Source organism: Croceitalea marina (genome assembly GCF_042684265.1).
Taxonomy (GTDB): domain Bacteria; phylum Bacteroidota; class Bacteroidia; order Flavobacteriales; family Flavobacteriaceae; genus Croceitalea; species Croceitalea marina.
The window spans coordinates 156388-171408 of sequence record NZ_JBHULB010000017.1 but is presented as its reverse complement, the minus strand read 5'-3'; the positions used below and the strand labels follow the sequence as shown (position 1 = coordinate 171408).

At 31.8% G+C, this 15021-nt stretch carries 13 protein-coding genes; all 13 read left to right on the top strand.

Annotated features, from left to right (window positions below):
- Window positions 1-93 precede the first annotated feature (93 nt).
- The 13 genes from ACFSQJ_RS13875 (at window position 94) to ACFSQJ_RS13815 (ending at window position 14886) form a co-directional block, all read left to right on the top strand.
- Complete coding sequence (locus ACFSQJ_RS13875) at window positions 94-927, top strand: class II fructose-bisphosphate aldolase (protein WP_377767568.1); 834 nt, start codon at window positions 94-96, stop codon at window positions 925-927.
- Window positions 928-932: 5 nt separating this feature from the next.
- Window positions 933-2450, top strand: coding sequence for an FGGY-family carbohydrate kinase (locus ACFSQJ_RS13870; protein ID WP_377767567.1), 1518 nt, complete (start codon window positions 933-935; stop codon window positions 2448-2450).
- A 2-nt stretch (window positions 2451-2452) separates the two neighbouring features.
- Complete coding sequence (locus tag ACFSQJ_RS13865; protein ID WP_377767566.1) at window positions 2453-3544, top strand: iron-containing alcohol dehydrogenase family protein; 1092 nt, start codon at window positions 2453-2455, stop codon at window positions 3542-3544.
- Window positions 3544-4260 carry a phosphocholine cytidylyltransferase family protein gene (locus ACFSQJ_RS13860; protein ID WP_377767565.1) on the top strand — a complete coding sequence of 239 codons (717 nt, stop codon included), beginning with the start codon at window positions 3544-3546 and terminating at the stop codon, window positions 4258-4260. Before ACFSQJ_RS13865 ends, ACFSQJ_RS13860 begins: the two co-directional genes overlap by 1 nt.
- A 110-nt stretch (window positions 4261-4370) precedes the next feature.
- A complete protein-coding gene (locus ACFSQJ_RS13855) occupies window positions 4371-5612 on the top strand; it encodes an oligosaccharide flippase family protein (protein WP_377767564.1) in 1242 nt (413 codons plus the stop codon).
- Window positions 5613-5624: 12 nt separating this feature from the next.
- Window positions 5625-6845: a CDP-glycerol glycerophosphotransferase family protein gene (locus ACFSQJ_RS13850; protein ID WP_377767563.1), complete on the top strand. Its 1221-nt coding sequence runs from the start codon at window positions 5625-5627 to the stop codon at window positions 6843-6845.
- Entirely contained in the window at window positions 6835-8091 is a 1257-nt protein-coding gene (locus tag ACFSQJ_RS13845) for an O-antigen ligase family protein (RefSeq protein ID WP_377767562.1), read from the top strand. Before ACFSQJ_RS13850 ends, ACFSQJ_RS13845 begins: the two co-directional genes overlap by 11 nt.
- A complete protein-coding gene (locus ACFSQJ_RS13840) occupies window positions 8054-9181 on the top strand; it encodes a glycosyltransferase family 4 protein (RefSeq protein WP_377767561.1) in 1128 nt (375 codons plus the stop codon). Before ACFSQJ_RS13845 ends, ACFSQJ_RS13840 begins: the two co-directional genes overlap by 38 nt.
- Window positions 9168-10436, top strand: a complete 1269-nt coding sequence (locus ACFSQJ_RS13835; protein ID WP_377767560.1) for an O-antigen ligase family protein — start codon at window positions 9168-9170, stop codon at window positions 10434-10436. The genes ACFSQJ_RS13840 and ACFSQJ_RS13835 overlap by 14 nt, the downstream gene beginning before the upstream one ends.
- 82 nt (window positions 10437-10518) lie before the next feature.
- A complete protein-coding gene (locus tag ACFSQJ_RS13830) occupies window positions 10519-11571 on the top strand; it encodes a glycosyltransferase (protein ID WP_377767618.1) in 1053 nt (350 codons plus the stop codon).
- Complete coding sequence (gene gmd / locus ACFSQJ_RS13825; protein WP_377767559.1) at window positions 11568-12602, top strand: GDP-mannose 4,6-dehydratase; 1035 nt, start codon at window positions 11568-11570, stop codon at window positions 12600-12602. The genes ACFSQJ_RS13830 and gmd overlap by 4 nt, the downstream gene beginning before the upstream one ends.
- The gene (locus ACFSQJ_RS13820; protein ID WP_377767558.1) at window positions 12586-13482 is read left to right on the top strand and encodes a GDP-mannose 4,6-dehydratase; all 897 of its coding nucleotides are present in this window, start codon (window positions 12586-12588) and stop codon (window positions 13480-13482) included. Before gmd ends, ACFSQJ_RS13820 begins: the two co-directional genes overlap by 17 nt.
- Before the next feature lie 51 nt (window positions 13483-13533).
- Entirely contained in the window at window positions 13534-14886 is a 1353-nt protein-coding gene (locus ACFSQJ_RS13815) for an undecaprenyl-phosphate glucose phosphotransferase (RefSeq protein WP_377767557.1), read from the top strand.
- Window positions 14887-15021 lie beyond the last annotated feature (135 nt).

Here is a 15021-nt window from a genome sequence, read left to right as displayed (position 1 = left end):
ATGAAAACCAGCACTCTAATCTAATACCTTTCAATATAAACTTTGTTGATTAAGCTAAAAAGAGAGTTTCAAATTCTACAAAAAACATAAAAGTTGAAAAAAAAACTAAGTAAAGCTCTAGTCGAGTTAAAGAAAAAAGGAAAATCTACTTTTGCATTCAATTTACAAAACTTTTATCAGTTAGAAGCATGTGTATTTACGGCCAGTAAACTTAAAGTTCCAGTAATCATTCAATTTTCAGAAAGATTTTTGAGATTTTTAAATGATAAGTACTCGGTAGAATATATCATCAGAAAATACAAAACAGATTATACTTATTTTCATTTAGATCATTGTATTGATTTAGATTTTATTAAGTTTTGTATTGATTCAGGATTTGATTCTGTTATGTATGACGGTTCTGCTTTTGCCATTGATGAAAACATTAAAAACACTTTAATTATAATGGAATATGCGGAAAAAGCAGGTTGCTTGGTAGAAGGCGAGCTAGGTAAAGTTTCAGGAGTTGAAGATGGTTTTGGCGAAGAAGGTTCTTCATATGCCGAAATAATGGAAATTATAAGGTATGTAAAAGAAACCAAAATAGATTTAATGGCTCTAGGCATAGGGAATGCCCATGGCTTTTATGAAAATCTTGACGGAATTGATATTTCTATTTTGAAAGACGCTAGCAATCAACTTGAGGCAAATCAATTATTCGTTTTACACGGAGGCACGGGACTTCCAGAAAATGTTATTAGGGAGGCCATATCATTAGGCGTAGTTAAAATTAATATCTCAACACAATTAAAAAAGGAAACAATGGACCTTGTCAAGAAATTTGCCAATAATAACAACAAACTATATAATGAAATCTCTTATCACGATAACATGATGGTAGGCCTATCAAAATTATTTGAAAATTACTTGCATAAATATACGCTCTAAAAAATATGTACTTAATAGTTAACTTAGGACTTAAGTCCATTCGAGGAATTGTTTTCAATGAAGAAGGGATGCAAGTCTATGTAACCTCTAAACCAGTTTTCTCTAAGCTTTTTCAGAATAGGGTAGAGCAAGACGTCCCCGAGTGGAATTCTAAATTAGAGGATATTTTACAAGAAATATCCTCCATAGATTATCTAAAAGACAAAATTCAATATATCACATCCACTACAAGCTCCTCTTGTGTTTACGGAATGAATGCTGAAGGAGATGCTGTCACTAAGGTAATGATGGTTTCGGATAAACGAGCTTCTTCTGAAGCTGAATATGTTGAAAAGGTATTAAGACAAAAAACAACAATAAATGACCTTAAATGCCCTGCTTCTTCTATAATACCCAAAGCTTTATGGTTCAAAAATAACAAACCAGAAGTTTTTGAAAAAGTAAAATACTGGATGGGTGCCGGGGAATTTCTTAATTATTATTTTACAAGCGAGGTATTTACAGATTCTCTGAATGCCAGTAAAGGGCTTTATTATGACGGGGCATACTTGCAAGAAGTTCTTTCGGAAGTAGATTTGGATAAAGCATCCTTGCCTCTAGTGAAGGAAGTCGGCTTTTCTTTCAGCTTATCTAATAACATATTAAGAAAGTATGGTTTTAATAGCAAATGCAAGTATATTCTAACCACTTATGATGCCATTTGCGCGGTAATTGGTTCTTTTGATGGGGACCCCAAGACGGCTTGTGATGTTTCAGGTACGGTGACGTCAGTAAGGGTATTGTCCAAGACAGGTTTAACGACTAAGTCTGGGCCAATTCTTTCACAAAAATTAGGTAATTATGATAATTACTTAATAGGGGCCTCGAATAACTTAGGTGGAGGAATAATAGAATGGCTCAAACAAGCATTTTACGACGAAAACGACAAGAACGTCTATTATATTATGGAGAATAATGCCCATCAAGTTTCAATGGGGGCACATGGTATTGTTTTTCTTCCTTACATGCTTGGGGAAAGAGCACCTTTTAAAAGTTCAAATGCTAGGGGAACATTTTTTGGAATAGACAGAGCAAGTTCTATAATGGAATTTTCAAGAGCAGTTTTTGAATCTACGGCATACGTGTCGAACGATTTATTACAACTGATAATAGATAATGGTGTGGAAGTTGACTCTATGTCCGTCAGTGGAGGATTGGCCAGATTTGACCTTATAAATCAAATTAAAGCAGACGTAACTAATAAAAGAATAAAAGTCATCGAAAATTTTGAAAGCACTTCTGTCGGAGCATTTATTTTATTGTTGGTTAGCCTTAATAAGTTTAGTTCTGTAGAAGCAGCAGCCTCATCTATTATTAGAGTTAGAAAAATCATTAACCCTTCTGACGCGAACCATAAAATTTATAAGGAGTTTTTTGAATTCTACAAAGGGTTAAACGAAAAACTTTTGACTATGTACAACGAGCATCTGAAAATAAGGGATAAGGTGCAATCGTTCTCTTCTGAAACTATTAGTAATTTATAAAGATGTATTCCATAAAACCTGACATTATAATTGAAAAAGTTAGTGAAAGCTCCATAAAAAAATTCCCGCTTGGAAAAGAAATTTTGGTAATTTCTTCTAAAACTGTCAGTGAAAATCATGGATTGCACGAAATATTTGATGGTTTGAAAAATGATTCCCAATTACACATTTTTAATCATGTAAGGCCAGATGCCCCATTTGAAGACCTTGATTTGGTTTTGGACAAATTAAAGGGAGTAGAACTCGATAGTATTATTGCAATTGGCGGAGGCTCTACGATCGACGCAGCAAAAGCATTGTCAGTAGCATTTGGCAACACTTCTTATAAGGATGTTTTTTATGGCAGAAGCCCAATACCGACAGAAAAAATTAAGCTTTTGGCAATACCAACAACAGCTGGCACAGGAGCTGAATTATCTTTTGGTGCTATTCTTTATGACAAGGTAAATGGAAAAAAAGGTGGAATTAGAGGTGAAATTGTACAACCAGATTATGTGCTTATTGATGCCAATTTACATAATGGCTGCCCTACTGCTCTTAAAGCAGAAGTGGGTTTTGACTGTTTAACGCATGCGATAGAAACATATATTTCTAAAAAAAGCACTGCATTAGTAAGGATTCAATCAATAAACTGTATCAAAACAATATTTCAACACTTAGTTCCGGCATGTAAAAATGATTCAATAGAGGACATGGAAAAGGTAGCAATAGTATCCACCCTTATGGGCATTAATCTTGCATTTAGCTCTACTTGTCTACCACATAGAATACAATATGTAATTGGACCAATGACGGAGACAAGCCATGCTCAAGGACTTATTGCCATTTATAAAGGTTGGTTAAAACATTTGCAGCAAGAGAATATCGAAGCATTTAATCTATTGGCTTCAGACCTTAATCTGACAGTAGACCAGTTTATTGAAAAAGTAGATAAATTAAAGAACGAACTCAATATTAATTTTGGAATCACCAAACTAGGGCTACATGAGCATAATATTAACGAAATAGCCAACAAGGTTTCGGGAAATATGCAGGTTGACCCTTCTTACAAGGACAGATCAAGTATCAATAATGTTTTAAAATTAGCACTATAATGGTTGCAGTAATAATGGCCGCAGGCAAGGGAAGTAGATTAGGGGAATATACAACTGATTTACCAAAAAGTTTATTACCCTTGGATTACAATGGAAACACGCTTTTAGATTATAATCTCAGGGTTTTAGAAAAAATCGGGATTCAAAAAATTTTAGTAGTCACAGGATTCAACAGTCAATTGATAGAAAAACACATTGAAAATAATGCTAAAGTAGAAATTATATACAATCCTTTTTGGAATTATTGTAATGTGCTAGGGTCCCTTTATATGGCGCTAGGCCACATCAAAGAAGACTTTCTTTTTCTTCATGCGGATACACTTGCCGACTATGAAATATGGCAAATGCTTACGGAAAGTAATGGAGACATGGTACTTCCCTATGAAAACAAGGAATGTGGAGATGAAGAAATGAAGGTGGTATTGGACAATAACAATAACCTTTTGGACATTACTAAAGAAGTTGCTCCAGAAAAAGCACAGGGAGAATTTTTGGGAATAGCAAAATTCAGTAAAGAAACAATACCTTACTTTAAAAACAGGGCAGAAGAGCTTTTTAAGACTGGAAATTTAAACTATTATATGGAATCAGTGGTACAAAGTGCGATTGATAATGATTCCATATTCATAAAGGTTTTAGATATTCTTAAATATAAGTTTGTTGAGGTGGACTTTGAGGAGGATTATTTAAGGGCAAAAGAATTATTTGGCAGCTAGAAGACTAATTAATTATTGATAAAATATCTTTAAAATCATACGCAACTGCTCTTTGTTTCTATTTAGAAAAGGGTCGCTCCGTAATATTCTAACGCTGGAATAAGAATTTCATGAAAAAATCAATTCTAAAGAATGTTTTAGTAAAGAATTTTCTAGCATTATCAACAATACAGATTGCTAATATAATCTTACCATTTATTACACTACCATATTTAGCACGAGTATTAGGAGTTTCAAATTATGGAGTAGTTTTTATGGTGTATTCAGTAATGCAGCTCCTATTCGTTCTAAATGATTATGGCTTCAATCTATCTGCAACTAAAGAAGTATCTAATCATAGACTTGACATCAGAAAAGTAAATGAAATTTTCAGCAGTATTATAAGCATAAAAATCGTACTTCTACTGATTACATTTTTATTATTGGCAATATTAGGTTTTACAGTGCCTATTATAAGCGAGCATAGAGAGGCATATTTTTTAGGCTTCGGCATGGTAATCGGTCAGACCTTTACTCCTATATGGCTGTTTCAAGGAATGGAAAGGATGAAATATATTACTATTGTTAACCTAGTTTCGAAGCTAACGTTTACGATATTAATTTTTGTAGTAATCAATAGCTCTGAGGACTATATATTTGTCCCTTTGTTATATTCAATAGGGTTTACGCTAGCTGGTTTTGTATCAATTTATTTGGCAAAGAAAGAGTTTGGGGTTTATTTTTCAATACCTAAATGGTTTCAAATCAAGGAGCAATTGAACAACAGTACCCAGTATTTTTTATCTAGGGCTTCAATTGCAGCGTACACCTCTGGAAATAATTTTATAGTCGGTATATTTTTAGGTGAATATTATGCCGGCATTTTTGGGGTTGCTGAGAAATTATATACGGCAATGATAGTTGTCTACACTCCTTTATCCGATGCTATTTATCCGTTTATGGTTAAGAAACGCGACATGGAACTTTTTAAAAAAATATTCGTTGGCGTTATTTTGGTAAACTTAACCGTCTTAACGTTCACCTATTTTTTTTCTGGGGAAATCGTCAACATTATATTTGGTGATGGGTATAGTGAAAGTGCTGAATTATTGAAATATTTTTGTTTGCTTGCGTTTGTTATTGTTCCTACTATTTTTATAGGCTATCCTTTGCTTGGTGCCTTTGGCTATGAAAAACATGCTAATTATAGCGTAGTTGCGGGTAGTATAATACATTTTTTAGTGTTGTTGATAATTTATCCATATTTAACAATTTATCTTATGGCCCTCTTATTAATCCTCACACAGGTAATTGTTTTTTCAGTTAGAATGCATGGAGTTAAAAAATTAATTAAAATAAACAGTTTGAAGTAAAACAATTAGACTATGCTAGTAAAGGGTATCAGATATTTTATTACCATAGTGATAGGTGGGCCTATTTATTTAATTTCAAAAATATTCCCTAAGAAAAAAGACCTTACCGTAATAGGATCTAATCTTGGGTTGCATTTTGCTGATAACCCTAAATACTATTATATTCAACACTATACCTCCTCCTCTTTGTCCAAAAATCGAAATTTAGTTTGGATTTCGAAGAACAAAGATGTTGTGAGCATGTTAAATAGTTTAGATCTACCTGCGGAATACCTATACTCTTCAAAGGGCATTTACATGTGTTTAAGGGCAGGCAATGCAATTATTTCGCATCAACTCACCGACATAAACGGTAGTTTGGTCGGAGGGGCTAAAATTGTACAACTATGGCATGCCATGGCCCTGAGAAAAGTGGGCTACGGCGGAGACTGGTATGATGATAATTTTAAAGGAAAATTCAGGAAATTCATAGCAGAATACTTACCGTACGCCTATTACATGACCTGTGATTATCTCTTGGCACCTTGTCAGACAGCCAAGGAAAATTCTTATGAAGCATTTTCTTTTTCTTTTAGAAACAATAAGATTCAAGATAATATATTTATTGCAAGGCAGCCTAGAACATTGTGTTTGGAAGAAGATTTTATATTACCCGAAAACTTCTTTCCTGAAAAAATCATGTTAGAGTCAATCAATCACAAATATGATAAAATAATATCGTGGTTGCCTACCCAAAGAAGACAATTTGGAAAAACAATTATAGATGTAATTAAAGATTCAAGCTTAAATTTAAAAGAGCTAAATGAATTTTGTCGTCATAGAAATTGGCTATTTATTATAAAAGCACATTTTTTAGACCTAGAAGAAGTTAATGAAATAGCCAAGGAATTCAATAATATTTTTATATATGAGTACGCAGACCCTTATCCAATGTTAAAATTTACAGATGTTTTAATAACTGATTACTCAAGTGTTTTTTTTGACTTTATTTTGGTTGATAGACCAATTTTGTTTATGAGTTATGATTTAGAAGAATACAGAAACACCGCTAAATTTTATTATGAGTACGAAGATTTGCAAATTGGGCCTATTTGTCTAACTTGGAATCAAATTTTAGAAGAACTAGTCTATATCGACACAGAAAATGACAGGTTTAAGAACCAAAGGAACCAAACTTTAAAAAGTTTTGAATTTGAAACTTCACCAGTAATCAAAATCCCTAATGAAATTTAGCCAGCAATTATCCATTAAAGAAGTTTTACTGATTATTCTGGTTATTCTTAGCATACACTTCACTGAATTCAAAATTGGGGTGGTTAAATTATCTGAAATTATTCTATTGTTTCTACCCCCATTCTTATATTCCAGAAAAATTAACAAATGGTGTCTTTATTTTTATTTTTTATTTTCTCTTTGGTTAGGAGTTTCATTGTTTTTTAATATATACAGAGAGTTCCCACCACTAAAAGGTTTGTCTATATTAAAAAAACCCTATTTAATTACAATAGGTAGATTTTTCGAATTGATTGCATGTATCAATCTAGTTGCTTTGATAATTTTTTATTTTAAAAATAAATCTCATGAAAAATTAATTCAATTTGTGGAGAGAATTGTTTTTATATCATTCATTTTAATCATTATTAATTCACTAATATATGTGCTTGTTATTAATGGTATAATCTCAAATTCAGACTTAGTCTATATTACTTTTAGTAATGACTATAGATTAAAGGGAGGGTTTGTAGAAGGTGGACCTTATGGTTTAATGCTTTCATTTGTTTTTGTACTTTCCTTTTGGTATAAATCAAGATTAAACATAATAATAAGACTCTTTATAATTTTTAATATTATTTTTTTTGCAAAATCCAAAGCAGGCATGTTACTCTTAGTAATATGGGGGGTTATTTATTATTATAAAACGGTTTATAGAAAAATCAAAAGTCTTAGCTTCATTGTTTTATTGATAGGAGGCGTCATTGCCATATTCGCTTTTGCAAAACTAGCAAATGTATACATAGAGCACATTCAGAATATGGAGAAGTATGTTTCTGAAAGACCAAATGATACTAGTTTAATTATGGGTAGAATAGCAGGTTCTCATATAGCTCCTAAAATGGTATTGGAAAATCCAATTTTTGGAATTGGATTAGGAAATTATCCTTTACAGCGGAATTTGAAAAAGTATAGAAGTTTTATTCCAGAATCACCGCCAGGTAAGACAGATGCACATGGCCTTGGCGGTATTTTTCAACTAATGGTAGATGGTGGTATATTTATTTTATTCTCATTTATTCTTATTTTAATTTATTTGATAAAGAAGACGATGGTTTTAAGGAATGGTATGGAGATATTTTTATTTGTATTCCCTTGTTTTTTCCTAACAGGAGTTCAGATTTATTTTTTATACCCATGGTTTTTACTTGGCATAATAATTTCATTAAATGAAAAAGCAGATTCGAAAAGAAGATTTAGTAGTTGACGCCAGAATGATTAACAGCTCGGGCATTGGCACATATTTGAAAAATATTTTGCCAATAATTTCCGAAAATTTTAATCTAACCCTTTTAGGAGATTTAAAAGAACTGGCTAGCTTTGAGTGGACAAAAGGATTGAAAATAATAGAATTCAACTTAAAAATATATTCACTAAAAGAACAGTTACTATACCCGTTTATAATTCCGAAAACAGATCTTTTCTGGTGTCCACATTTTAATGCTCCTTTTTTACCTACAAGGGCAAGAAAAATGCTGACAACTATATATGACGTAAACCATTTAGCCAATAAAGAAAGTAGTTCCTTTGCAAAATGGATTTATGCAAAACTACTATATGCTTTGGCCGTAAGAAAAAGTGAGAAAATAATCACTATTTCCAAATTCTCAAAAGCAGAATTATTAAAGTATACTAATGCCAAAACAAAAAAGATAAAAATTGTTTACTGTGGAGTTGATTTTGCAAAATTTGCCAATGTTTATCAAAACCTAGAATATGAAGTTCCAGAAAAATATATTCTCTATGTCGGAAATATAAAACCACACAAAAACCTTCTTACTTTATTGAGGGCATACAAAATTTTGCCAGAGAATATAAAACAGACCTATAAATTAGTTATTTTAGGAAAAAAGGAAGGCTTTATAACTCCAGATTTAGAGATTTTTAAGTTTATTGAAGAACATAGTCTTATGAAATATATTTTTTTTACGGGATATGTTGAAGATTATGAAGTTCCATTGATATACCAAAAAGCTAGTTTGTTTGTATTCCCATCCCTTTATGAGGGATTTGGGCTGCCTGTATTGGAGGCTATGGCAAGCGGAGTGCCAGTTTTAACTTCCAATGCAACAAGTCTCTCAGAAGTTGGTGGAGAAGCAGCTATGTATTTTGACCCTACTAATTTCAATGAGCTTTCTGTAAAAATTCAAGAATTTGTATTAAATCAAGAATTAGGAAAAATGTATGTAAGAAAAGGAAAGCTACAGGCTAAACGTTTTTCTTGGGAGACTGCAGGCAAAAGACATATTGAAATTATTGATGACCTTATAAACGAAAGTACCTATGGTGCAGCTTAACTTTAGTCTTAATAGGTTATGGTCTTTTTTACTCTATTCGCTTGCTCTATTTCCTCTATTACCAAGGGGTTTAGAGAGTATATTGTTAATATGTTTCACTATTTTATCTTTTCTGCTATATTTAAAAAAAAAAAGGTATAACACTGATGTTTTTGGTTTAAAAGATTTTTTTTTAATTGTTTTACTTTCTTCTATTTTTTTAATTTATGCTGTAACTATCTGCTACTCTTCTAATTGGGAAAAGGGAATAAATCAAACGATAAGAGTAATCCCAATAGCATTGTTTCCTCTCGTTTTTGGATTTTTAAGAAAAGATTGTCTGAGCGAGAATGAAATAGGCCACATTAAATATATATACATATTTGCAATAAGCTCAGGCCTAATATATTTGAATATCTTTTCATTAAACAAATTGTATTTTTCAGATAGTTCTCATTGGGAAATAAGACAATATCTTGAAATGGTTTCAAATGTACATGGAACGTATATGTCTCTTTGGGTCGGTTTTGGGGTGCTTATTTTATTTTCATTAATAGTTAACTGGGCTGTCGGTCAAAAGTTAAAATTAATTATGGCTGGAATGGTCTTGATTATCTACTTTCTTTATTGGCAAATAACCATTGGTGCTAGAATGCCTCTTAGTATGACTATAATACTATGCTGTATTTATCTTTTTTTTAGGGTCAAGTCTAGTTTAAGATTTATTCTGGTTTTCTTTTTACTAAGTGGCTTCATTCTTTTTCTAAATTTGTCAGAATCTAATTTTATGCAAAGGGTCGAAAATGTATTTAATGTAGAACACTCTTTGCCCAGTGGCGATTATAGTCTGAATTTTGAAGACATTTCATCAGAGGATATTAGAAAGGGTATTTTTCTTTGTAGCTGGCAGCTTATAAAGAAATCCCCATTAGTAGGCTATGGAGTTGGTGATGTACAGTTAAATCTGAATCAGTGTTATCAAGAAAGAATCCCTAGCAATGTATATCAAAAATTCCTTTATAATAGCCATAATCAATATCTTCATGTCGTGTTAGTTGGAGGAGTATTTGCTTTGGCTGTATTTTTAATTAGTCTTTTTGTTGTCTTATATATTTCATATTGGAAATCTGATTATTTGCTTTTTTCTTTTACTATTTTAACAATGGCTTGTTTTATGACAGAAAACTTAATCAGCAGGCATGACGGAATTATTTTTTACAGTTTATTCAATTCAATTTTAATTTTTAGCAAGAATGAAAAAGGCCTTAGTGCATGATTGGTATACCGTATATGGGGGCGCAGAAAGATGTGTAGAAAGCTTCACGAATATTTGGGATGATTTTAATCACTTTTCATTGGTGGATGATTTATCAGATGAAAATAGGAAGATAATTCTAAAAGGTAAATCAACAACAAATTCATTTATTCAAAAATTACCTTTTGGCAAGAGTAAATATCGAAGCTATCTACCATTATTTCCAATAGCTGTTGAGCAATTTGACCTCACCAAGTATGATTTAATAATATCATCATCATCATCGGTAGCCAAAGGGGTATTGACTAGGCATGATCAATTGCATATTTCTTATGTTTATTCTCCCGTAAGATATGCGTGGGATTTATATCATCAGTATTTACGTGAATCTGGTCTCCAAACTGGAATCAAAGGATTTTTGGCTAAATATTTTTTACATAAACTTAGATTATGGGATTATGCTACTGCAAATAGGCCTGATTACTATATTGCAATCTCTAATTATGTGGCTAAACGAATTAAGAAAATATATAATAAGGAAGCAATTGTAATTTACCCTCCTGTAGACACCAAATCTTTTACAATATCTGATGTAACTGAAGATTATTATATTACTTGCTCCAGAATGGTACCTTATAAAAAAATAGACCTAATTGTAGAAGCTTTTTCTAGAACAGAAAAAAGACTAATAGTTATAGGTGAGGGTCCAGATTACGATAAAATTAAAAAGCTAGCAACTTCAAATATTGAGCTTTTAGGTTTTCTTGAAAAGAATAAGATGTTAAGCCTAATTAAAAAGGCTAAAGCATTTATATTTGCTGCAGAAGAAGATTTTGGTATTGCGCCAATAGAGGCACAGGCAGCGGGAGTTCCTGTAATAGCATTTGGGAAAGGTGGAATATTGGAAACAGTAAATGGGGTATTTCCTAATAGTGATATATCAACCGAAAATATTACGGGAGTATTTTTTAAAAATCAAAATTCGGAATCTCTTTTGGCTGCAGTAGATTTTTTCGAAAAGAATATCCAAGTTTTTGATAAGAATTTAATAAGGCAAAACGCGCAGAAGTTCAGTATAGAGAGGTTCGAAAAGGAATTCAAGCAAAAGATAGAAGAACTTTACGAAAATTGGAAAAACAATAAAAGAGTAAAATGAAAAAAGCAATTATTACAGGTATAACAGGACAAGATGCCGCATATTTAGCCGAACTTTTGTTAGGCAAAGGTTATGCGGTATATGGAACCTATCGCAGGACAAGTTCCACAAATTTCTGGAGAATAGAGGAGTTACAAATAGAAAAACACGAAAATTTACATTTGCTTGAGTATGATTTAGTAGACCTCTCGAGTGCTTTTAGAATAATTAATGATATAAGACCTGACGAAATCTATAACTTAGCAGCTCAGAGTTTTGTAGGCGTCTCGTTTTCCCAGCCAATTGCAACTGCTAACATTACTGGAATAGGGGCTTTAAATTTACTTGAGGCTATTAGAACTATTAATCCAAAAATAAAATTTTACCAAGCTTCGACCTCAGAGATGTTTGGCAAAGTCAAAGCAATTCCTCAATCTGAAGAAACACCTTTTCATCCAAGAAGTCCATACGGTGTTGCAAAGGTATTCGCGCATTGGGCTACTTTAAACTATCAAGAATCCTACGATATTTTTGCTTCGAGCGGAATTTTATTTAACCATGAATCGCCACTTAGGGGAAAAGAGTTTGTCACCAGAAAAATAACGGATTCAGTAGCTAAGATATCCTTAGGAATGCAAGATGTTTTAGAACTAGGAAACATGAATGCTAAGAGAGATTGGGGTTTTGCAAAAGATTATGTAGAAGGAATGTACAGGATTTTACAAGCTGATAAACCAGATGTATTTGTTTTAGCTACGGGTAGAACTGAAACTGTAAGAGATTTTGTGGATATGGCTTTTAAAGCTGTTGAAATAGACATTGAATGGAGTGGAGAAGAAGAAAAAGAAGTAGGGAAGAATGTAAAAAATGGAAAAACACTTATAAAAGTAAATCCAAAGTTTTATAGACCAGCAGAGGTAGATTTGTTGATTGGAGACCCCAAGAAAGCAAATGACATTTTAGGTTGGAAAGCAAAAACCACTTTAGAAGAATTATGTGAAATGATGGTGATTTCTGATATTGAAAGAAATAAGAATGGAAAGTCCTACTAACAAAACTGTTTTAATAACAGGAATTAACGGATTTACAGGAAAGCATCTAGAGGCCTTTTTAAAGAACAAAGGATATACTGTTTATGGCACTTCATTTTCTACACCAAAAAATGAAAATCATTTTAAATGTGACATATTAAATTCTGTCGAAATCAGAAACCTTTTAGGAAAGGTTCAACCAAATTATATTATTCATTTAGCAGCCATTTCCTTTGTTGCTTCTAAGGATGTTTCAAAAATCTATGAAACAAATGTAATTGGGACACTAAACTTATTAGAATCAGTCATTGATTTGCAGATAAAGGCTGATAAGATATTACTTGCGAGTAGTGCGGCAATTTATGGAAATATAGGCTCAATTCTTTCTGAAGAAATGTGCCCCAAACCGGCAAATCATTATGGTAATAGTAAGTTGGCTATGGAAAATATGGCAGCTAATTTTTTTAGTAAGTTAAATATTATAATAACAAGACCATTTAACTATACTGGAATAGGACAAGAAGAACATTTTTTAATACCTAAAATAGTAAGTCACTTTAAGCAAAAAAAACACACTATTGAACTGGGAAACATTGATACATTTAGAGAATACAACAATGTTGAATTTTTAATAGATAATTATGAAAAACTTTTGACATCTAATTTTGATTCAGGCGCGGTGAACATTGCTTCTGGAAGTACATATAGCATAAAAGATATATTAGAAATAATGACGGATATATCCTCACATTCTATAAGAATAAATATAAACGAAAAATTTATACGGAAACATGAAATAAAAGAACTCAAAGGCTCGTCTAAAAAATTAATTAAGCTAGCTGGCAAAATAACTAATGAGTTTTCACTTAAAAAAACTCTTGAACAAATGTATTTTAGCTAACTATTTATGCAAAAAAAGTTTCTTTTGTGAGTTAAAGAGTATTTTTAATAGATGTTTTTTAAACAAGGTAGATATTCTGGATTTATAACTCCATTTTCTTATGGGTTGGATCTTGTTATTATAAACTTTTTAGCTTATTATTTGCCTATTAATTTTTTAACTCCTTATTTATTTCACACCTATATTTCCATTGCATGGATAGTAATCGCATTTTCGGTAGAGTTTTATATTATCTATAGGTATACTAAGGTCACCCATATTTTAAAACTGCTTTTTAGACAATTTTTTTTCTATGGTTTAATTGTATATGCATTTATTGGGTTTTTTAAACAACCCAACATGAGCAGACTGGCTCTTGCCAAATATGTTGCTTTTGTTTTTATAGCTGTGTTTATTTTAAAATTTGTCTTCTATTACCTTTTAATGAAGTATAGGGAGAAGATTAAAGGTAATATTAGAAATGTGGTAGTAATAGGCGATAATAAAAAAACACAACAGCTTATCAATGTCTTCACTGAAAGAACGGAATACGGATATGATTTTAAAAAACAGTTTTCTCCTAAAAAAGACGAATTCAATATAATGGATTGTTTTCGCTTTATAGTAAAGAATAATGTAGACGAAATCTATTGTTCGGTATCTGAACTTACGAACACTCAAATAAGTGCTTTTATCAACTTTGCAGATAATAATCTTAAAACACTAAAATTTCTTCCTGATAATAAAAATATTTTTTCTAAAAAATTAAAGTTTGAGTATTACGACTATTTGCCGATACTCTCTTTAAGAGATATACCTTTGCACAGCCCTATCAATGCGTTTACAAAGAGAGCCTTTGACGTTATATTTTCTGTTTTTGTAATATTTGGCATATTAATCTGGTTTGCGCCAATATTGGCTTTAATCATTAGATTGGAGTCTAAAGGGCCTATATTTTTTATCCAGAAAAGAACAGGTTTTGATAATAGAGAATTCCAATGTTTTAAGTTCAGATCCATGGCAGTTAACGAAGATGCGGATCACAAACAAGCAGGTAAAAATGATATGCGAGTTACCAAGATTGGCAAGTTTATTAGAAGAACCAGTATTGATGAGTTACCTCAGTTTTATAATGTGTTTTTTGGAAATATGTCTGTTGTAGGGCCAAGACCCCATATGTTAAAGCATACAGATGAATATGCAAATAAAGTGGATAAATACATGTTGCGCCATTTTGTAAAGCCTGGGATTACAGGACTGGCACAGGTAAGAGGGTATCGAGGAGAAATAGAGCAGGATAGTGATATTCAAAATAGAATTAAATTTGATATTTTCTATGTAGAGAATTGGTCTTTTCTATTAGATTTAAAAATTATTTTTCAGACAATACTTAACGGTATTGCTGGTGAAGAAAAGGCATATTAATAGAATGAAATACCCCCCCCCAATCACAAGAGCTGGAAGATTTTTAGGATCTCATCTCTACGAATAGATTTATTGCAAAAGGTCATTAGTAATAGGAATGGATAATCTGATTACAGGTGATTCTAAGAATAGCAC

Coding starts and splice junctions, on each gene's coding strand:
- ACFSQJ_RS13870 (WP_377767567.1), top strand. CDS start 933: ATGTACTTAATAGTTAACTTAGGACTTAAGTCCATTCGAGGAATTGTT.
- ACFSQJ_RS13865 (WP_377767566.1), top strand. CDS start 2,453: ATGTATTCCATAAAACCTGACATTATAATTGAAAAAGTTAGTGAAAGC.
- ACFSQJ_RS13860 (WP_377767565.1), top strand. CDS start 3,544: ATGGTTGCAGTAATAATGGCCGCAGGCAAGGGAAGTAGATTAGGGGAA.
- ACFSQJ_RS13855 (WP_377767564.1), top strand. CDS start 4,371: ATGAAAAAATCAATTCTAAAGAATGTTTTAGTAAAGAATTTTCTAGCA.
- ACFSQJ_RS13850 (WP_377767563.1), top strand. CDS start 5,625: ATGCTAGTAAAGGGTATCAGATATTTTATTACCATAGTGATAGGTGGG.
- ACFSQJ_RS13845 (WP_377767562.1), top strand. CDS start 6,835: ATGAAATTTAGCCAGCAATTATCCATTAAAGAAGTTTTACTGATTATT.
- ACFSQJ_RS13840 (WP_377767561.1), top strand. CDS start 8,054: ATGAAAAAGCAGATTCGAAAAGAAGATTTAGTAGTTGACGCCAGAATG.
- ACFSQJ_RS13835 (WP_377767560.1), top strand. CDS start 9,168: ATGGTGCAGCTTAACTTTAGTCTTAATAGGTTATGGTCTTTTTTACTC.
- gmd (WP_377767559.1), top strand. CDS start 11,568: ATGAAAAAAGCAATTATTACAGGTATAACAGGACAAGATGCCGCATAT.
- ACFSQJ_RS13820 (WP_377767558.1), top strand. CDS start 12,586: ATGGAAAGTCCTACTAACAAAACTGTTTTAATAACAGGAATTAACGGA.
- ACFSQJ_RS13815 (WP_377767557.1), top strand. CDS start 13,534: ATGTTTTTTAAACAAGGTAGATATTCTGGATTTATAACTCCATTTTCT.